Source organism: Methanobrevibacter millerae, from assembly GCF_900103415.1.
GTDB classification, from domain to species: Archaea; Methanobacteriota; Methanobacteria; order Methanobacteriales; family Methanobacteriaceae; genus Methanocatella; species Methanocatella millerae.
The window spans coordinates 44,602-62,063 of the sequence record NZ_FMXB01000002.1; the positions used below are offsets into that span (position 1 = coordinate 44,602).

Below are 17,462 nucleotides of genomic sequence, written 5' to 3' on the forward strand. Positions count from 1 at the left end.
TTAATCCTCCTCTTCCTCTTCAACAGGATATCTCTCTTTATAGAATTCATCAATCAGTTGTCTGGATTCTTCGATTTCATCTTTTGAAAGCAGATTATACAATTCAATAGCCAGTTTGGTAATGTCTTCATCATCATAGGACTCTAATCTGGAAGACAACACCTCAATAGGACCCAAAGCATTCTCCTTGTCGATGATTAAATCTATGTTTTCTTCACCTGGAGTGATGAATTTAGGCCTTACCATCAGTGACAAATCATCCAGCTCTTCGGTTATGAGATCATATGCGGCTGTAGTTGAAGTGACGTTTTCAACTGTGAGATTGAGAATCGGCTTTTTGTCAAAATCCTTAATCGTTTCCTTTATCTCTTCAACACCGTGAGCCAGGGTGTCATAATCCAAAGTTTTTTCAATGAATTCCCTTGGAAGGTCTATTTTTATTCTTGTAACGGACGGCTTTGCTGAATCAAAATCAACTATGACAAAGCCCTTTCCGTTTTTTCTGTAGTCTCCAAGTTCCGTCGTTTTCCAGACTTCGCTAGATCCAGGATAAACGAGTTTACCTTTCCCAAAATCATCATTGATGTAATTGTGAAGGTGACCCATCGCATAATAATTAAAGTTATCCGGAACGTCGCCTATTTCAAGTTCATACTGAAGGTTGAAATACTTATCAATGCCTTGGTGCAATACCAGAATGGATTTTTCATGGTTTGCTGCCTTTTTGGACAGTTCGGACAATTTATTCTTAAGATTCTTATCCTGTGAAGACGGATAAAACGGAAGACCCGCTATAAAAACATCTTCAAACATGTAGTTGGTATTGATAGGACTTATTACCTTTAAACCAAACTTCTTGAATAATACCTGTGGAGGAATAGCTCCCTTACGCATTACAGTATCATGGTTACCTGCAATTGCAAATATTGGAATGTTTGCATTTTTAAGCTTAATTAACGCTTTTTGAACTGTAAACAGAGCTAAAGGAGATGGTCTTGCATTGTCAAACAGGTCTCCACTGTGTATTACAAAATCAACTTTCTCTTCAATTATTCTATCAATAATCCTCTCAAACACTTCATAAAAGTCTTTTTCACGTTCGTATAAACCGAACTGACGATAACCTAAATGAGTGTCTGCCAAATGTGCAAATTTCATTATATTACCTCTAATCTTCGTATATAACCAATTAAACACTTATAAAATATTTAATTATGTAGTAGTTTAAATTTATAATTATTTAAGCTTTATGCATTTTCAAGAGCAATATTGACCCCACCTAGTAATCGTAACCCAAATCAAGGCTCTCCTGCTCCTGACGTCTAATTTCTGCTTCTTCAGCTTCCCGATAGTTTTTAAACTCTCCGATTATGTCCAAATCACCACCGGTACGGCGACCTTTAAACTCGTCTATTTTAACTAATGTAGGCACTTTGCTCATTAAACCTAGAACAATGGCTTCACCGACATTAAGTGAAGGCAACTGTTCAATCAAATCCCTTGATAGGCTTTCTGAAGCTGATTGTACGTGCCTTTGGTCTTCAGGTTCGACAAGCCTCAGTATTATCATATTGTTCATCTGTGACAGGGCGTCATGGTCAACGGTTTTAGGGGACTGGCTTACCAGACAGAGTCCCAGACCGAATTTACGTCCTTCCCTTGCAACCCTTTGAATCCAATGCTTTGACTGTGAATCCCTTCTGTTCGGAGCCAGGATATGGGCTTCCTCAATGACGAAAAATACAGGGTGGTCTAAGGTATCGCCAGTATTTCCGTGAACGGCATTTTTTCTTCTTCGAAGAGCGTTTCTCATAATGTGGCTTACAAGCACTTCTGCTACATATTCATCGCTTTGGCTTAAATCAAGGACATTAACGTGGCCTATCTTAATGCCGGTTAAAATATTGCCCTTGTTATTGTCAAAGAGATTGCTGTATTTGTCTTTTGCATCATCAATTTTATTCATCACATCGATAATCTGCTTGTCTGAGCCCTCTTCACTGGCCAGAACAGCCAGATAATCATACATCGCATCCAGAAACTTATGATCCCTTTCGGTACCACTGTCAATCTCCCTTTTGACATGATGGAAAGCTTTCCTGAAGTATCTCTCCTGAATATATGCATTTCCTGAAATGTTGACCAGTCTTTTAATTTCCGCAAATGACATGTAAGTCGGATTGATTTTAGGAGCTATTACATTAACATTACCGTTTGGAAACTCTGCATCCCGGTATTCGCCGTGCATGTCAAAAACGAAAATAGGCACGCTATAGGCCAACAGCTGATCCATCAGTACCGCCACAGTGTTGGATTTTCCTGCACCGGTCATGGCCAAAATAGCCAAATGCCTGTTGAGCATCGGGTTTGCCTCCACATTGACTTCGACGTCTTCCTGATTGACAAGAGTACCTAATTTGATAGGGTTTTTAACCTTGAAAACCTTATCCAGAATCTCCTTATCTGCCAGCTTGATTGGAGTTCCTGGCAGGGCAGGGGTTCTCGGAAGCCTTAATTTATCGTCAACGTCTCCCAAAAGCTTTACCTTTCCCTTAATGTAATAGTCGTTTCCTCCGATTCGGGAAATCGTTTGAATTGCGTCAACATCATGCAAATCGATGTTTAAAGCATCGTTTCCTCGAACCAAACTTTCAACCATTCCCAAAACCTTTTTGCCGTCATATTCGACAGTCACGTATTCGCCGACCTGCGGCATCTTGTCTGAAATGAACGTTAATTCCGATAATGAAATTTCTCCTACGCAGTAACCTACCGTCATATTATCACCTTAATTGTTCCCTGTTTGTGGTTTCATAAATTCTACTGATTTTTAAAAGTTCTTCAACATTACTGTTCGTTATTACAACATTATTATGTGCCTTGTTAAGCAGATACGGATATCCTCCTGCCCCGTCTCTTTTTATGATTTCAATTATTTCAGCTATTTCATCCTCTTCGGCATAGTAAGGAAGCTCAATCTTTAAAACGCTCTTGTTTTCCTCCAGCCTCACATAAAAGATTGTAAACCATAACTTATTGAAAAAGTCATTGGCTACAGGGAAGGGAACCGCAATGGAATCTTCCACTTTCTTATAGATGATTTTTGAAATTCCCTGCTTTTGCGTGAACTGGTCTAAAATGCCGATGTCCGGAGCCTTGTAGTGAAACAAATCATTGCTTGAGGATGACTTGGAAATCGAAATCAGCTTTTTGTTTTTCTTAAGGATTTCGCCTAAAACCAATAGCTTTTCGATTGAAGATAAATACAAGTCATAAACGTCATCCATTTCATCGGATGCGTGGACAAAGACCTTGTTTTTTATTTCGGGAAATGACAAATCCAGACTTGACAAATCGTTGATGTCGTCTATAAACATTTTCAAAACGCCGCCGTTTAATTTCTCCTTAATGTCGGCAGGCTGCTTTGCGCCTTTTGGATAATGGTTCTGCAAATCCCCGAAAATGGATCCGTCAAAAAGATAATAATCAACGTCATATTCGCTGATTGCCTTAAGGCAGCATTTAAGCTCGAATATGGACATGTAATTTGGAACCAGTTCCTTTATGAAAGGCACATGGTCAATTTCGAAAATCTCTGACTGCTCGATTGAATCCAGCTCGTTATCGTAAATTAAAGCCTCCGCACTTACAGGACAATAATTGAACATGAGGAATTTTTTAATGTTGAAGCTTCCGTCACCTGCTGCAATGCAGAAGTCCTTTTTGCTTTTGGCAAAGGGCTTGTCAAACCATTTTCCGTCCAAAAATGATTTGTCCTGCTTTTCCGGCTCCGGCTTGAGATATCGCTTATTGTTGAGAGCCTTATAATATAGTGATTTTAACATAATAGTTAATATGTAAATATATAATAAAAAAAAGTAGTGGTAGAGCAGCTGATAACTACTCGATTGAAGCCTTTTTAATAGCTCCAGTTAACTCTTGAATTTTAGCTTTAACGTCTGTGGTTTCTTCTACAACAGTACCTGTGACGATAATATCTCCGCCTGCTTTGGCTGCAGTGTATGCTGCTTTTGCATCACGAATACCTCCGCCGACAACTACAATCATGTCATCGGTAGCCCTTTTGGTGTATGCAACCATTTCAGGAGGAATAGGCTGATCCGCACCGGAACCGGCTTCGATATAGAAGAATCTCATTCCCAAAAATTCTGATGCCATTGCATAAACGGCAGGGATTTTAGGCTTGTTTCTAGGTACCAGTTTTGCTTCTCCAACCCAGCCTACAGTTCCGCCAGGTTCTGCAACCATATAACCCATAGGCAATATTTCAAGGCCAGATTTCTTAACAGCAGGGGAAGCAAGAGCTTGTGCGCCAATTATCCAATAAGGATTATTGGAATTAAGATAACTCATAAAAAATATTGCATCAGCATATTTACTTACGCTACTAGTATTTCCTGGAAATATGATTATTGGAACAGCTATGTTTTCAGAGAGTATTTTACAGGTTTCGTCAACGCCAACATTATCAACAGTTGATCCACCAATCATAATACCGTCAGTTCCACCCTCAATAGCTTCAGTTGCGATATTCAAAGCTTCTTCAGGGGTCTGTTCATCGGGATCGATTAAAGTGAAATGAACTTTCCTTTCTTTTAATATATTTTTAATATATGCTTCAACATCTTTCATAAAAATAAGTTTATTTAAAATTGTATATTAATTTATTGATAGAAAAAATAATAATTCGATGGTTTAGTAAAATTAAAAATGGTGAAAAAAGAGGAATGAATCTATCCTCTTGGTTCTTTGGCTTTGTATCTTAAGCCTTTGTAACCACATTTTCTACAAGTTGTTGCACCAGCAGGGTTACGAGCGTTACATTTTAAGCAGATTTTAATATTAAACATTCTGTTTTCTGCTTCTTCAAATCTTGCCATTAATAACTCCTCCTTATAATAATGAAATCAAATAAATAATCGTTATGAATAAAATGAGACTATACCATAATCATAACTATTAATAAATTATTTAATGTTAATAGTATTTAAAGGTTTAGTTATTTTCACTGATTTCAATGAAAAAATAACATTAATTTTAAAATAATCACTCTGAATTTTTGGATTCGAGAAAATCGTTCTGTATTTTAACGACCTCAGAGCTTGTATCGGCCTCGGAGTACGCTTCAAGTAGCTCATGGTTAAGCTCAAGAAATGTGTGACCCCACTTAAAGCCGTCCATCAAATCCCTGGCCTCGTCCTTAAAGCGGGTTATATATAATGTGGCGGCTACAGCCTCAACGGTTGATAAAATACATGCTTTTCCATAGTTAACCGGATTCGTTGCGATTAAAAATGGAAGGGATCTGTGGTATTTGGATAGGGAGAAGAATTTCTTGGAACGTGACACCTCATTCCATGAGCAGTCAAGTCCAACAATTCCCCTTCTTTGAACATATTTGTAGTCCTCATATGAAACGGCCTTTTCAGCATATGGATTAAGTACTATAGCACCGCCAGGAATCCTGTTTATGCTGTGAACCAGCCTGCACTTTCCAAGCCTTTCCATCTTGATTGCGGTGCATTTCTTTCTGTCGCACTCATCCGCATGAAAAACCGTAATTCTCATATTAACCTTCTAGACCTGAGTAGTTTCCTGCATTGATCTGGCGTATCAGCTCGATTTGCTGTGCAAATTCATCGTTGCTTAATCCAAACTGCTGACTTACTGATGCGATGTTATCGGTATCTTTCAATTTGATTGACTTGAGCAGAGGCTCGATGAATTTGACGTATGAATCACCGAAAGTGTTCAATGTGAAGTTCACTTTGGACAGGTCTGAGAATATGGTGTAGATAACGTATCCCTGATGGCCGGTATGGGCCTCACAGATTACGATTCCCATTGCCTTTGATGTGTTTGAAACCGTAGTGTTGTTGACTACAGGCAACGCTTCACCAAAGTAGATGTTCCATTCCTGACCGTTGAATGAACGTTTTTCAGGACCCATAACTCCCTGGAACTTATACAATTCCATCAGTTCGGATGAATTGTCCATGGTCGTCAGGTTATAAGTAATATTGTTGGCATCATCATGATATGTAGCCATAAATGATTCATTGCTTTCGCCCTGGGCAACATTGCCCGTAAAGGCTCCGCTCATGAACTCGGTATCGAAGGGTGTTGTCTGGGCATTGTTGAAAAAGCCAGTGGCGAAAAGAGCGCCTACGACAGCCACAACCAATACGACGATTGCGATAATTATTAAATATTTCTTTTCCATTATAAAACTCCGTTAATTTTTTAACATTTAATATTATAATGGAAGTATTTAATATAGGTTTACTTCAATATATTAATAGGAATCATTGGTGATTATTTATGGATAATAAAGTTCGCGGAATTTTAATCGGCAGGATGCAGCCTATCCACAAAGGCCACATGCAAGTTATTAAAAAGATTTTAGAGGAAGTTGACGAAATCATTATCTGCATAGGAAGCGCTCAGCTAAGTCATGAATTGAAAAATCCATTTACTGCCGGCGAGCGTGTTGTTATGGTTGCGCAGGCTCTTGCGGAAGAAAAAATCGATCCGAGCAAATATTATATTATTCCTCTGGAAGACATTAACTATAATGCTATCTGGACCGCTCATGTAAAAATGATGACTCCTCCATTTTCAATCGTTTATTCGGGAAATTCATTGGTTAAGCAACTCTTCTCGGAAGAGGGCTATGAGGTTAGAAATCCACCGTTATACGACAGACTCAACCTATCAGGCAGTGAAGTGAGAAGAAGAATCCTGGCTGATGAAAACTGGCAGGAACTTGTAAACCAGTCCACTGTTGATGTCATGGAAGAAATCGATGGTGTCTTAAGGCTTAAAAATTTATCTGTAAAGGAAATCAGTGACATATAACAATAGTTATAAATATGATAAAGATATTAATAATATAAAGGAGATTATAATTATGGTTGTTAAAGTTATAGAAGGTAAAGAAGACAAGGTAACAATGCCTGATTTACTCGCAGATTTAAAGAAGAATTCTAAAGTTGATTATTGCGGAGCTATTTTCTCTTTTGAAGGAATAGTACGTGGAAAAGAAGAAAATATGGATTTGGAAAAACTCATATTGACCACACCTGACAAGGAAAAGACATTAAAAGAGATTGAAGCCATCGTTGAAAACGCAAAAATCAAATACAACGTCGCTGAAATATCCGTTGTCCACTATCTTGGAGAATTCTACACCGGAGACAGCCTCTTTTTGGTTGCTGTTTTAGGTGGTCACAGGGGAGAAAGCCTGGACGCTTTAAAAGAAGTTATTGAAAATGTTAAATTCGACGTTGAATTTAAAAAAGAAGAGATTTCCAAACAGGGAACTAAAACAATCCTGGCAGGAGGATAATGATAAGCGTTATCTTTCTCATCAAACTTTTAATACTATTTTTTGCTGTTTATTTCACAATCAAGCATTGGAAATTCATAGTGGTATTAATTTTATTGGTGATTGTTCTGTTTTTCCTGCCTATCTTTTAGGCATTAATTTAATTTAAAAAAGAGAATTGAAAACTGGATTTAATCCAGTTTATTTTCCTATAATGACTTCAGTAGATTTAATTAAAGCTACTACATCATCGCCTTCAGCTAAACCTAACCTTTCAGCAGATTCCTTAGTAATAACTGCGGTGATAACGCCCGGTTCGGTCACTTCGATTTTGATATTTGCCATTACAGCACCTAAATCGACATTAGCTACTTTACCTTTTAACTGATTCCTTGCACTAAGTTCCATTAAAAACACCTTTTTAATCTATTTACCTACAATAACTTCAGTAGATTTAATTAAAGCTACTACATCATCGCCTTCAGCTAAACCTAACCTTTCAGCAGACTCTTTAGTAATTGCAGCAGTGATAACACCAGGTTCGGTCACTTCAATTTTAATGTTAGCCATTACAGCACCTAATTCGACATTTGTTACTTTTCCTTTCAATTGATTTCTTGCACTAAGTTCCATTCAAATCACACCATAATTTTTTCAGATCTATTTACCTATAATAACTTCAGTAGATTTAATTAAAGCTACTACATCATCGCCTTCAGCTAAACCTAACCTTTCAGCAGATTCCTTAGTAATAACAGCAGTAATAACTGAAGGTTCGGTCACTTCGATTTTGATATTTGCCATTACAGCACCTAAATCGACATTAGCTACTTTACCTTTTAATTGATTTCTTGCACTAAGTTCCATTTATATCATCTCACATTAGTTGACAATTAATATGTTGTATCGAATTGTATATAAATCTTTCGTTTTTTGATGAATAAAGAAATTTTAAAACGATTACCGAAAATCATTCATATCGCTAAACACGAAATGAAATAATATATTAAAGAGTAAAAACATAAAATAATAACATGAAAGTAGAACTTGAATCAATCGGAACAATTCATACAGAATTTACAGAAATTGAGGGAATGCCCATCCAGCCAACAGGAGCTAAAGGTGTTAAGGGCGAATTAGTAATAAAAGACAAATATGTTGACGGCTTAAAGGATTTGGAAGATTTTTCACACATCAATATATTGTATTTGCTTCATAAGGTCGAAGGCTACTTGCTTGAAGTGAAACCATTCATGGATAACGATACGCATGGAGTTTTCGCAACAAGATCACCGAAAAGGCCAAATAGAATCGGCTCATCCGTTGTCAAAATAGATAAGGTTGAAGGAAATACCGTATACGTATCAAATATCGACGTACTGGACGAAACACCACTTCTGGATATAAAACCTTATGTACCTCAATTATACGAAGATACCATAGATGAATTAAAAATAGGATGGTTTGAAACAAAACACAATAAGGCAAAATCCCAAAAATCAGATGACAGATTTAAATAGGAAAGTTTTAAAAAACTTCCCTTAAACTCTTTTTTTAATATTATAAGCCATTAATGGCAGCAACAATCAATTGAATTGTTGATTCGATATCATCCATACTGCAAACGCTTACAGGAGTATGGATATATCTTGTAGGAACTGATAAAACACCGGTAGGAATACCTTCACGGGTCAGATGGATTGCTGTACCGTCGGTGGTTCCGCCGTCACTGACTTCAAGCTGGTAGTCAATGTCATTTTCGTCCCCTGCATTAATGAGCAAATCTTTAACGGACTGTTGGGTGAGTATTCCACGTCCGCTTGCATCAGCCAAAATGATTGCCGGACCTTTTCCCATTACAACAGGTGCCTCTTCAGGCTTGATTCCAGGATGGTCACCTGATAAGGTAACGTCAAGGGCGATGGCCAAGTCAGGATTCAATTTAAATGAAGATGTTTTAGCTCCTTTAAGGCCGACTTCTTCCTGTACGGTACCGACACCGTAAACTGTAGCTCTGGTGTCTACCCTTTTGAGGACTTCAATCATTACATAACAGCCAACACGGTTATCCAGAGCCTTACCCATAATCAAGTTATTAGGATATTCCTCGAATAATGCGTTGAAGGTCATCTTGTCCCCGATACGAACCATCTTTTCCGCATCTTCCTTGTCCTTTGCACCGATGTCAATGAACATGTCATCGGCTTTGACAACCTTGTTTTTCTCTTCAGGCTTGGTAACGTGAGGTGGCTTTGAACCGATAACGCCGACCACAGGCTCTCCTACGCTGCTGTGGATGGTTACGGTTTGATTCATCAGCATCTGATCATTAATTCCACCGATATTTGAGAATTTGATAAAACCTTTATCATCAATATATCTGACCATTAAACCAATTTCATCCATATGTGAAGCCAACATAACAGTAGGGGCTTTTTTTGCACCTTTTTTAGTGGCTATCAAGTTTCCCATACTGTCCCTTTCAATGGAGTCAGCTACATCCTTTAATTCTCTTTCAATAATTTTAGCGATTTCCTCTTCAGACCCGGATACTCCAGGTGCCAAAGAGAGTTCTCTCATTAATTGCATCATATCACCGTTTTAAATTTTGAATTTCTTATTATATATTAATTATCTTAAATCCTATTTTTTGCAACGTTTCTTACATATTCACTTTCATCGTTAATGGAAACGTCCTTGAGGACTTTCTTGCTGACAATCTTTTTAACGCAGGCTTCCCTTACTCTCCATGATTTGTCCGTTTCCAAAATTCTTGTAAGCTCTTTCTGGCTTCTTATTTTTGAAACGCACTTGACTGAAATGTCCTCATGAATATCCTTTTCATAGATTTTAAGAAGGATTTCCTCATCATCAATCTTGTCAAGAGCCCTCAGGCTGAATTCCAGGTCCTTGTTTTCAAGTATGATTTGAACTAGAACCCTCAAGTCGTTGATATTGTCAAGGGTATCCTTTCTAACAGACGCCAGCTTGGCCTCATGCAATATTTTTTCGTATGAGTCTTCGGATTTGATGTTTTTCATGGCCTCAAGGGCGATGTCCTCATGGGAGGTGTTTATTGCAATCTTGACGAAGTCCCCTTCCTCAGTCAGATTCGAATTTGAAACCGCACGGGTGCGGACAAATGAATCTTCATCGGTTAATGCGATGTCTATTAACTCTTCAGGCGTTTTAATCTTATTGACTGCGGTTTGGCGAACGAACCTGTCGGAGTCGTTTTTGGCCACCATGATTAATGTCTCCTCATCGTCGATTTTCTTGATTGCTTCTGATCTTACGACTTTATCAGAATCGTTGATGACGACTTCCCTTAATATGTCATCGTCATCAATTATCTTGACCAGATCAAGTCTTACGTCTGACTTTTCTGAGTTCAGAACAATATCCTTTAATAAATCCCTGTTTGTAATCTTTTCAAAAATGACGTTTCTGATTTTGGCGTTTCCCTCGTTTTTGGCTATTTCAACAAGTTTGTCCTCATCGGAAATCTTTTTTATGGCTTCGATTCTCACTTCACCGTCGGAGTCATTCAGCGCAATCTTTTGTAGGCATTCCTCATCGGTAAATGATTCCTTCAGGACAGCTCCTTTACGAATGGAATTGTCTTTTGCCTTGAACGCCAATTCCTTAAGGATTTCCTCATCGTTAATCTTTTCCAGGGCGTCTTTTCTGTATCTTTTGTCCTTTGCTTCGAGGGCTATGTCCTTTAAGGTGTTTTCATCTTCAATCTTTTCAAATATTTCGGTTATCTCTTTTGATTTTTTCTGGTTAATTACCATCTCAGCAATAGATTTGTTGTTTTCCCCCAAACGTTCGTATGCAAAACTTCTCACGTCATAGAACTTGGAGTTGCGTGCGGCGTCCCACAACAGCTTTTCATCTTCAATCTTGTTGGCCGCCATCAGCCGGATTGCACGGTCCTTTACGTTTTTGGCCAAATCAAGGGCAACGTACTGGTCCGTGATGTTGTTGACTGCAATCGCCCTTTCGTTTCTGTTTTTGCTGTTCATTGCAATTTCCTTTAGCTGCAGTTCAACGTCTGAAACCTTATGGTCTTCAGGAATTTCCTTTATTTCCTTAGGTTTTTCCTTTTTATCCTTTTTTTCCTTTTTATCCTTTTTAAATATGTCAAATAAACCCATTTTAAAACACCTTATTCGTAATTAACCTCTTCATACATTTTCAAAAGAAAATCGGCAAGAGAGATGATGTCCTGCCTGTTATGTTCAATTATTGGAATCATAGGTCCAATGTTGTCTTGACTGAGATAAGTATTATAATAGCCAGGAATGTACTGTCCCGGCACGTCATTAACCCTTTCAATTCCAAACTTATATTTCTCAATTGTCTGGAGCTGACAGTTCGGCAATTCATTTTGCCAGAGATACTTTGCAAAATACATCAAATCCAGATGCGGATAGCTGAAATCAACGTCCATACGGTGGTAATTTATCCTGTTTTTTATAAACGGCACATCGAATGTCTTTCCGTTGAAGGTGACGTGCACGGAATTTTCATCCAGATGCGTGAAATAAGCGTCCATTACGGCAATTTCCTCTTCAATGTCCCTCAGGAAATACTGTGAGGAGATAATGTTATTGTCCTTTATTTCCGCAACGCCTATCAATATGATTGGAACGTTTGAAAGGCCCAGGGTCTCTATATCCATGAACTTGAAGTCTTCGCAATCATTTAAGCTGATGCATCTAATCAGATTATCCTTACAGTCCTTGCCGTACTTATTGTTGTTCAGCAAGTCCAGAATCTCTGAAAATGACATGGAATCAATATCTTCAAGGAATCTTTCAGCGTTTTTCCTGTGGGAATCGTGGTCGAGAAGGGATTCTATTGTATTGAAACCTTTCCTTTTAAGGTTTTCTTCCGTTTTGATTCCAATTTTCGGAAGCAGCTTGAGATTATGGTTCATTCGACTTTTGAAATTGTTTTCTGCCAGTTCAAAATCTATCTTTTCCTTTTGAACAATCCTTAAAGTCTGACCAAATTGAGTATCAATTATTTCGCTTCCCTTAATATCAGTGAGTTCCTTGTCCCGATATTCAATCAGAAGCTTTTCCTTGAAATCATTATAATATGAATGTGAAACATTCTTGTATTCATCGAAAGAAAAGCTTTCACAACTTGGTGAATCTTTTAATATTGATTTAAATAAGTAATTTTCATGTTCTGTGTTTTGCATTGTTTTATTATTATATAAGCCATCAAATATAAAAATTGTCAATAAAACAAACTTGAATTTTTATAAATTATAAATAAGTTTATATATTATAACATTCATAATAATATTTAGCTACGTAAAAGTAGCTTAGAGATGTAGATTAAAACAGCCAAACTTTAAAATTCATTTCTCTAGAAAAGCTTGTCAAACAAGTATTTTAGGCAGATAATGCCCATTGTCTGCCTAACATCCTTTTAATAACTATTTTTGGATATTTGCTATTTTTTAAGAAAAGTTTATATTAATTTTTAAACATAATATTAATGATAATTAAAGTTTTGGGGAGATTTGATGAATATTAAATTAGGCGTTGTCTACGGAGTATTAATCTGGTTTTTAACGTATCTGGTTTCAACCTTTGTGCAGCCGATAATTCTGGATAACGTAATGTATATCAATCTGGTTACACCCATAAGCATAATTATCTTTACAGGATTTTTTGGAATACTCTATATCAGGGAAATCAACGAAAACGAAGTAATCGAAGGAATAACCGTTGGAATAATATTCGTAATCGTCGACGTCATTATGGATTTGATCGTATTTATCATTCCCCATAATGAAAACCACTTAGTGGCCAATTATCCCACACATGTTCTTTCAATGTTAATTATCGTGATGATAATAACCACGATGCTCGGATATCTAGCGCAGATGAATATAGAGTTAAAATAAAGAGGTAATATATGTTATCAAAGTCCCATCCACGTTATGAATCATTAGTATTGAGAGATAAAATCGTAAAAGCTTCAAAAGCAGGCTATCTGGCCGATTCAGCAATGATTGCTCACGGAAGAGGTGAAGCCTTTGACTATCTTTTGGGCGAGAAAACCACGCTTCCGGCCAAAAGGGCAATGTATGTGACGGTAGCCATAATGCTTTTATCAAAAAATCCGGTGATTTCAGTTAACGGAAACACTGTAGCCCTTGCAATTGATGAGATAATCGAGTTTGCAAGAGAGATAGATGCAAAAATTGAAATCAACCTGTTTTACAGAACCGACGATAGGGTAAACAAGATTGCCAAGCTGTTCTACGACAGGGACTATCCGGAAATACTCGGTACAAACAATGATGAGATGATGCATATCAATGAAATCAAAAATCCTAGAGCTTCTGCAAGCAAGAATGGAATTTACAGCGCAGATACTGTGCTTGTGCCTCTCGAAGACGGAGACAGGGCAGAAATACTGTCCAGAAGTGGCAAGAACACAATCACTATTGATTTGAACCCGCTTTCAAGAACGTCCAAGATGTCAGATGTCTCAATCGTTGACAATCTGGTCCGTGCGATACCATTCATGACAAAGATAGCTCGCGATTTGAAATTACAGGATGAAGAGCTTTTAAGGGAAATTATTGAAGAATTTGACAATGACATTAATCTGAAGGAATCTTTGGAATTATTTAAAATTAAAGAGGAAGTAAAATGAGAATAATGGGAGTATCCGGAATGCCTGGTTCCGGGAAAAGCTTTATCTCTGATATTGCCTGTGAAAGAGGAGCCATTATGGTCAGCATGGGCGACATCATACGTGAAGAAGCTAAAAAACGTGGCGAACCAAGTAAAGAAACTGCTAAAAACTTAAGAAAGGAATTCGGCAACGAAATCGTTGCTGAACGGACTATCGAAAAAATCAAGAAACTGCTTGAAGAAGGCGTTGACTCATCAATTGTCGTGGACGGCATCAGAAGCCACCATGAAGTCAAATTATTCAGAAAAAACTTTGAAGATTTCATTATCGTTTCGGTGTTTGCAAATTCAAAAATACGCTTCGAAAGAATAAAGGCAAGAAACCGGGAAGACGACACCGATGATTATGCCGTATTCGAGGAAAGGGATGAAAATGAATTAGGCTTTGGAATAGGCAATGTCATTTCACTTTCAGACAAGCTCCTCATTAACGAGTCCGATCTGGACTCATACATTAAAGAAATTCATGAATTTATGGAAGAATATGATGTTTAACTCATTTTTCTTCTAATACTGCTTTTTTTATTATATAAAGACCACTGTCAACATGCCATTTCCTTTCGTCTTCAAGAATCTTGACTCTTTTTTTGAAAATCGGTCCGTCGAGAACAAGGGTTTCAGCCTCCCCTCCTTCAAAGGCAAGATTAAGGCCTACCTTATCGTTGAGCTTAACCAAATCGTCGATACACTCGTCATCTATTCTGCGGCCAAGCCATTTCTCATCCAGCCCGTATGCGGCAACTCCGCTGATTATGACTTCAAAACCCAGGGAAACTATCATCCGCATGTACTCCAGCTCGTCAACATGCCAGTAGGGTGAAACTATTTCAAGTCCGAGTTCGCTTCCAAGCTTTTCAATCCTTGATTTTTGATAAACCGAGTAAAGTGCACCGGTATAGATAGCCTCAACGCCTAAACTTTTAAGCTTTTGAAAGCCTTCCTTCAAATCTTCAAGTTCGGCCTCCTTAATCCCATCGGTTTCAACGCTGATGATAGGAATATCCATCGCCTCTGCAAGCAAATCGGTAAGGTGAATGTTCGGAACATGAAACATGTATGACTCGTCATTCGCCGATTTCACAGAAAGCAGATATTCGACATCCTCTCCATTTTCCAAAGCGCTGTAGACAGCCATGGTGCTGTCCTTGCCGCCGGAAAACAATACTGCGACCTTCATCATCTTTTCCTTTTCTTGTTCATGGCCCTGTTGAATCTTCTTGATCCCACAGCGAAAGTGTCAAAGAAAATACCTATGATTGCAACGACAACTCCAATTCCTCCGCAGAGAAGAGTGAACTCCCAATTAGGTAGCATTGAAGAGTTAGTGTTGTCAACACTGTTCTGGATATCTCCTTCAATGTTTGAAGCCACAATACCCTTTTTAAGCAATAAATCCTGTACTTCTTTTAAGGAATATGAGGATATAACCATCTTTGCATGAATCTGCGCATAGGAGATTGGTCCGCCATAAACCAGCTTATACCAGTTTGCAAATGAGCTTAAGGCTTCGGAAGATGAATAGTTATCCAAAGCGATGTAAATCTCACCTGTGGTCTTGTTTACCGTGTAGTTTTTAAAGTGTGAATCAATGTTACCTACAGCAAACTTGAAGTATTCATACTCCCGGTCATTGAACGACCACAGAGGTATCGTGATTCCTGTCTCTTCAAAGGATTTGAATCCGTCAATTTTAGACAAGTCGTTTTTAAGTGCATTAATGTCCGTTGATGATGACAAATCAAGATATAACGTCTCTTCATTGCCTGGCATGAAGCTTCCCACCGAACTTGCAATTTCCGGCATATCCGAGTAAATCGGACTTAGGAAAAATGCTCCTCCGATGACTCCAATGAAAAAAGCAACAATAAGAATAAGCAGCGTCTCTTTTTTAGACATGAAAGGCTTCAGCATGGCTATAGAAAAAACAAACACCATCAAAATAATAAATAAAACAATGTAAATAATTGTAGTTATAATTTCCATATACCCAACTCATTAATATAAATATATATTAAATATTTAGAGTCATGGTTAAAAATACTTTTGGGTTCAATATCGCTTGTATAACTGCATATTCTCCTCATTAATGGGCCATTCAACAATTATCCTGTTCATACCCTTATCCAAAAACAGACTTCCCGAATCAAGATTTGAATTGTAATAAATCTTCAATTGCTTATAACTACCGTCATGAAGCCTTACGGAAGCCGAAAGGTACGAATTAGCTATTTTAACGGTTAATGAGTTATCCATGTCCAGATAAAGGATCTGCTTTGATCCATGGCCTTCGCTGTAGACCTGATTTATGGCATTTGAAAGCTTAGAAAGTTCGGATTTTGCATTTAAACTGTTCGATACATCAAGCGTGTCCTGAATTGCAATTTCCGATAACGGAAGGGTAAAGGCTATCAGAAGAATCAGCGAAACCGCAAATATCATCAGGTATTCCAGTGAAATCTGTCCTTTACTGTCCATTTAACTCACCAAAACAAAATTTTTTAAAATCAGCATAGACAGATCTCCGTAAAAGATTGCCACTATCAGCCCCGCCAGAATTGCCGGGACAAACGGAAAGCCAAGCCTTATTGAAATCTGGTTTGAAATTATTTTCTGGGCGTTCATGATCTTGAGCTGGTACATGTCCCTTTTGGTCACGCCTCCTGCAGTCAGCGTCTTGAAATAATACCTTGACTTGTCATCATCGCTTTTGAAAACCTTCAGGTTCGTGTCCTCACTGCTTTCGATAAGCTCCTTGATCTGCTCATCGTCAAAGTAATAGTTGTTCACCATCATCCCCTCCTCCAGGTCACGGATGTTGATGTGCTCGTTGAAGGTCGAATCAATCAGGATTTTAAGGCTCTTATAGTTGAAAAAACCCTTGAAAATCTCCGTATTCTCATTGAATACGTTTTTCTTGTTGATGAGATATACCAGAAGGAACATGAGAAATGGAAATGACACCAGAATGCTGTTAAGCATTACCGTAAATGAAAAGGGGTAGAATGACAGCAGGGGAGAAATGTTAAAGAATGAACTGTTTATGCCAGATGGTATGACTGAAGCGATTGATGCAAAGAGCTTTACGTCACCACCACCCCATACGTTTAATGTCCACATCATTAAAGTGATGAGATATGTTACAAACCATGAAATAAACGAGAACAAAATGAATTTAATGTTACTTGTAATTAATGTCAGCATCAGGTTTGACGTGAAGCCGAATGCGATAAGCATATAGTTCAGCTCATCGGGAACATAGTTCTTTTTGATGTCAAAAACGCAAAAGGCAATGCAAAAGGTTATTGTAGTTACAATCTGAATTAAATAAATATCATCTAAAATCATGAATAAAAGTTTCTTGAAAACTAGTATATTAATTAGATAGA

Annotated in this window: 23 protein-coding genes; 6 read left to right on the plus strand and 17 right to left on the minus strand. The window is 37.8% G+C overall.

What is annotated here, in order from left to right; all coding sequences use genetic code 11:
- From F3G70_RS01370 to F3G70_RS01400, 7 genes are all read right to left on the minus strand, one after another.
- Positions 1-1,158 carry a metallophosphoesterase family protein gene (locus F3G70_RS01370; protein ID WP_149730924.1) on the minus strand — a complete coding sequence of 386 codons (1,158 nt, stop codon included), beginning with the start codon at positions 1,156-1,158 and terminating at the stop codon, positions 1-3.
- Between the two features lie 121 nt (positions 1,159-1,279).
- Entirely contained in the window at positions 1,280-2,779 is a 1,500-nt protein-coding gene (locus F3G70_RS01375; protein WP_149730925.1) for a helicase HerA-like domain-containing protein, read from the minus strand.
- 4 nt (positions 2,780-2,783) lie between these two features.
- Positions 2,784-3,845 (minus strand): DNA double-strand break repair nuclease NurA, encoded by a 1,062-nt coding sequence (locus tag F3G70_RS01380; RefSeq protein WP_149730926.1) that lies wholly within the window; start codon positions 3,843-3,845, stop codon positions 2,784-2,786.
- A gap of 55 nt (positions 3,846-3,900) precedes the next feature.
- Complete coding sequence (locus F3G70_RS01385) at positions 3,901-4,653, minus strand: geranylgeranylglyceryl/heptaprenylglyceryl phosphate synthase (protein ID WP_149730927.1); 753 nt, start codon at positions 4,651-4,653, stop codon at positions 3,901-3,903.
- A 101-nt stretch (positions 4,654-4,754) separates the two neighbouring features.
- Complete coding sequence (locus F3G70_RS01390) at positions 4,755-4,901, minus strand: 50S ribosomal protein L40e (RefSeq protein ID WP_058739021.1); 147 nt, start codon at positions 4,899-4,901, stop codon at positions 4,755-4,757.
- A gap of 166 nt (positions 4,902-5,067) precedes the next feature.
- Positions 5,068-5,589, minus strand: coding sequence for a DUF367 family protein (locus tag F3G70_RS01395; protein WP_149730928.1), 522 nt, complete (start codon positions 5,587-5,589; stop codon positions 5,068-5,070).
- Between the two features lies 1 nt (position 5,590).
- A complete protein-coding gene (locus F3G70_RS01400; RefSeq protein ID WP_149730929.1) occupies positions 5,591-6,244 on the minus strand; it encodes a hypothetical protein in 654 nt (217 codons plus the stop codon).
- Between the two features lie 98 nt (positions 6,245-6,342).
- Between F3G70_RS01400 and F3G70_RS01405 the strand changes: the two genes are divergently transcribed.
- Both F3G70_RS01405 and F3G70_RS01410 read left to right on the plus strand, forming a co-directional pair.
- Complete coding sequence (locus tag F3G70_RS01405) at positions 6,343-6,879, plus strand: nicotinamide-nucleotide adenylyltransferase (protein ID WP_149730930.1); 537 nt, start codon at positions 6,343-6,345, stop codon at positions 6,877-6,879.
- 52 nt (positions 6,880-6,931) lie between these two features.
- Positions 6,932-7,369 carry a molybdenum cofactor biosynthesis protein MoaE gene (locus tag F3G70_RS01410; RefSeq protein WP_149730931.1) on the plus strand — a complete coding sequence of 146 codons (438 nt, stop codon included), beginning with the start codon at positions 6,932-6,934 and terminating at the stop codon, positions 7,367-7,369.
- Positions 7,370-7,549: 180 nt separating this feature from the next.
- Here the strand turns inward: F3G70_RS01410 and F3G70_RS01415 are convergent, their stop codons facing one another.
- Genes F3G70_RS01415 through F3G70_RS01425 form a run of 3 tightly spaced genes read right to left on the minus strand, consistent with a single transcriptional unit; the run spans position 7,550 to position 8,215 of the window.
- Positions 7,550-7,756 (minus strand): TOBE domain-containing protein, encoded by a 207-nt coding sequence (locus F3G70_RS01415; protein ID WP_149730932.1) that lies wholly within the window; start codon positions 7,754-7,756, stop codon positions 7,550-7,552.
- A gap of 18 nt (positions 7,757-7,774) precedes the next feature.
- The gene (locus F3G70_RS01420; protein WP_149730933.1) at positions 7,775-7,981 is read right to left on the minus strand and encodes a TOBE domain-containing protein; all 207 of its coding nucleotides are present in this window, start codon (positions 7,979-7,981) and stop codon (positions 7,775-7,777) included.
- A 27-nt stretch (positions 7,982-8,008) separates the two neighbouring features.
- A complete protein-coding gene (locus F3G70_RS01425; RefSeq protein WP_149730934.1) occupies positions 8,009-8,215 on the minus strand; it encodes a TOBE domain-containing protein in 207 nt (68 codons plus the stop codon).
- 167 nt (positions 8,216-8,382) lie between these two features.
- On the opposite strand from F3G70_RS01425, the gene tsaA reads away from it, so the two are divergent.
- Entirely contained in the window at positions 8,383-8,868 is a 486-nt protein-coding gene (tsaA, locus tag F3G70_RS01430) for a tRNA (N6-threonylcarbamoyladenosine(37)-N6)-methyltransferase TrmO (RefSeq protein WP_149730935.1), read from the plus strand.
- A 40-nt stretch (positions 8,869-8,908) separates the two neighbouring features.
- Here tsaA and F3G70_RS01435 read toward each other — a convergent pair whose 3' ends face one another.
- Genes F3G70_RS01435 through F3G70_RS01445 form a run of 3 tightly spaced genes read right to left on the minus strand, consistent with a single transcriptional unit; the run spans position 8,909 to position 12,563 of the window.
- Positions 8,909-9,940 (minus strand): M42 family metallopeptidase, encoded by a 1,032-nt coding sequence (locus tag F3G70_RS01435; protein WP_149730936.1) that lies wholly within the window; start codon positions 9,938-9,940, stop codon positions 8,909-8,911.
- A gap of 44 nt (positions 9,941-9,984) precedes the next feature.
- Positions 9,985-11,508: a HEAT repeat domain-containing protein gene (locus F3G70_RS01440; protein WP_149730937.1), complete on the minus strand. Its 1,524-nt coding sequence runs from the start codon at positions 11,506-11,508 to the stop codon at positions 9,985-9,987.
- An 11-nt stretch (positions 11,509-11,519) separates the two neighbouring features.
- Positions 11,520-12,563, minus strand: a complete 1,044-nt coding sequence (locus tag F3G70_RS01445; RefSeq protein ID WP_149730938.1) for a ribonuclease H-like domain-containing protein — start codon at positions 12,561-12,563, stop codon at positions 11,520-11,522.
- A gap of 330 nt (positions 12,564-12,893) precedes the next feature.
- Between F3G70_RS01445 and F3G70_RS01450 the strand changes: the two genes are divergently transcribed.
- From F3G70_RS01450 to F3G70_RS01460, 3 genes are read left to right on the plus strand one after another with little or no spacing between them, the layout of a single operon-like run.
- The gene (locus F3G70_RS01450) at positions 12,894-13,277 is read left to right on the plus strand and encodes a hypothetical protein (protein ID WP_149730939.1); all 384 of its coding nucleotides are present in this window, start codon (positions 12,894-12,896) and stop codon (positions 13,275-13,277) included.
- 11 nt (positions 13,278-13,288) lie between these two features.
- Entirely contained in the window at positions 13,289-14,035 is a 747-nt protein-coding gene (locus tag F3G70_RS01455; RefSeq protein ID WP_149730940.1) for a phosphopantothenate/pantothenate synthetase, read from the plus strand.
- Positions 14,032-14,571 carry an AAA family ATPase gene (locus tag F3G70_RS01460; RefSeq protein WP_149730941.1) on the plus strand — a complete coding sequence of 180 codons (540 nt, stop codon included), beginning with the start codon at positions 14,032-14,034 and terminating at the stop codon, positions 14,569-14,571. The genes F3G70_RS01455 and F3G70_RS01460 overlap by 4 nt, the downstream gene beginning before the upstream one ends.
- Position 14,572: 1 nt before the next feature.
- Here F3G70_RS01460 and F3G70_RS01465 read toward each other — a convergent pair whose 3' ends face one another.
- From F3G70_RS01465 to F3G70_RS01480, 4 genes are all read right to left on the minus strand, one after another.
- Positions 14,573-15,253 (minus strand): diphthine--ammonia ligase, encoded by a 681-nt coding sequence (locus F3G70_RS01465; RefSeq protein ID WP_149731066.1) that lies wholly within the window; start codon positions 15,251-15,253, stop codon positions 14,573-14,575.
- Entirely contained in the window at positions 15,253-16,011 is a 759-nt protein-coding gene (locus F3G70_RS01470; protein WP_223165977.1) for a hypothetical protein, read from the minus strand. Before F3G70_RS01470 ends, F3G70_RS01465 begins: the two co-directional genes overlap by 1 nt.
- 114 nt (positions 16,012-16,125) lie before the next feature.
- Complete coding sequence (locus tag F3G70_RS01475; protein WP_149730943.1) at positions 16,126-16,551, minus strand: class III signal peptide-containing protein; 426 nt, start codon at positions 16,549-16,551, stop codon at positions 16,126-16,128.
- Positions 16,552-17,421 carry a prepilin peptidase gene (locus tag F3G70_RS01480; protein ID WP_149730944.1) on the minus strand — a complete coding sequence of 290 codons (870 nt, stop codon included), beginning with the start codon at positions 17,419-17,421 and terminating at the stop codon, positions 16,552-16,554.
- Between the last annotated feature and the right edge of the window lie 41 nt (positions 17,422-17,462).

Bases quoted from the DNA above. Each gene is read 5' to 3' on its own strand.
- F3G70_RS01370 (WP_149730924.1), bottom strand. From the start codon at position 1,158: ATGAAATTTGCACATTTGGCAGACACTCATTTAGGTTATCGTCAGTTC.
- F3G70_RS01375 (WP_149730925.1), bottom strand. From the start codon at position 2,779: ATGACGGTAGGTTACTGCGTAGGAGAAATTTCATTATCGGAATTAACG.
- F3G70_RS01380 (WP_149730926.1), bottom strand. From the start codon at position 3,845: ATGTTAAAATCACTATATTATAAGGCTCTCAACAATAAGCGATATCTC.
- F3G70_RS01385 (WP_149730927.1), bottom strand. From the start codon at position 4,653: ATGAAAGATGTTGAAGCATATATTAAAAATATATTAAAAGAAAGGAAA.
- F3G70_RS01390 (WP_058739021.1), bottom strand. From the start codon at position 4,901: ATGGCAAGATTTGAAGAAGCAGAAAACAGAATGTTTAATATTAAAATC.
- F3G70_RS01395 (WP_149730928.1), bottom strand. From the start codon at position 5,589: ATGAGAATTACGGTTTTTCATGCGGATGAGTGCGACAGAAAGAAATGC.
- F3G70_RS01400 (WP_149730929.1), bottom strand. From the start codon at position 6,244: ATGGAAAAGAAATATTTAATAATTATCGCAATCGTCGTATTGGTTGTG.
- F3G70_RS01405 (WP_149730930.1), top strand. From the start codon at position 6,343: ATGGATAATAAAGTTCGCGGAATTTTAATCGGCAGGATGCAGCCTATC.
- F3G70_RS01410 (WP_149730931.1), top strand. From the start codon at position 6,932: ATGGTTGTTAAAGTTATAGAAGGTAAAGAAGACAAGGTAACAATGCCT.
- F3G70_RS01415 (WP_149730932.1), bottom strand. From the start codon at position 7,756: ATGGAACTTAGTGCAAGGAATCAGTTAAAAGGTAAAGTAGCTAATGTC.
- F3G70_RS01420 (WP_149730933.1), bottom strand. From the start codon at position 7,981: ATGGAACTTAGTGCAAGAAATCAATTGAAAGGAAAAGTAACAAATGTC.
- F3G70_RS01425 (WP_149730934.1), bottom strand. From the start codon at position 8,215: ATGGAACTTAGTGCAAGAAATCAATTAAAAGGTAAAGTAGCTAATGTC.
- tsaA (WP_149730935.1), top strand. From the start codon at position 8,383: ATGAAAGTAGAACTTGAATCAATCGGAACAATTCATACAGAATTTACA.
- F3G70_RS01435 (WP_149730936.1), bottom strand. From the start codon at position 9,940: ATGATGCAATTAATGAGAGAACTCTCTTTGGCACCTGGAGTATCCGGG.
- F3G70_RS01440 (WP_149730937.1), bottom strand. From the start codon at position 11,508: ATGGGTTTATTTGACATATTTAAAAAGGATAAAAAGGAAAAAAAGGAT.
- F3G70_RS01445 (WP_149730938.1), bottom strand. From the start codon at position 12,563: ATGCAAAACACAGAACATGAAAATTACTTATTTAAATCAATATTAAAA.
- F3G70_RS01450 (WP_149730939.1), top strand. From the start codon at position 12,894: ATGAATATTAAATTAGGCGTTGTCTACGGAGTATTAATCTGGTTTTTA.
- F3G70_RS01455 (WP_149730940.1), top strand. From the start codon at position 13,289: ATGTTATCAAAGTCCCATCCACGTTATGAATCATTAGTATTGAGAGAT.
- F3G70_RS01460 (WP_149730941.1), top strand. From the start codon at position 14,032: ATGAGAATAATGGGAGTATCCGGAATGCCTGGTTCCGGGAAAAGCTTT.
- F3G70_RS01465 (WP_149731066.1), bottom strand. From the start codon at position 15,253: ATGAAGGTCGCAGTATTGTTTTCCGGCGGCAAGGACAGCACCATGGCT.
- F3G70_RS01470 (WP_223165977.1), bottom strand. From the start codon at position 16,011: ATGGTGTTTGTTTTTTCTATAGCCATGCTGAAGCCTTTCATGTCTAAA.
- F3G70_RS01475 (WP_149730943.1), bottom strand. From the start codon at position 16,551: ATGGACAGTAAAGGACAGATTTCACTGGAATACCTGATGATATTTGCG.
- F3G70_RS01480 (WP_149730944.1), bottom strand. From the start codon at position 17,421: ATGATTTTAGATGATATTTATTTAATTCAGATTGTAACTACAATAACC.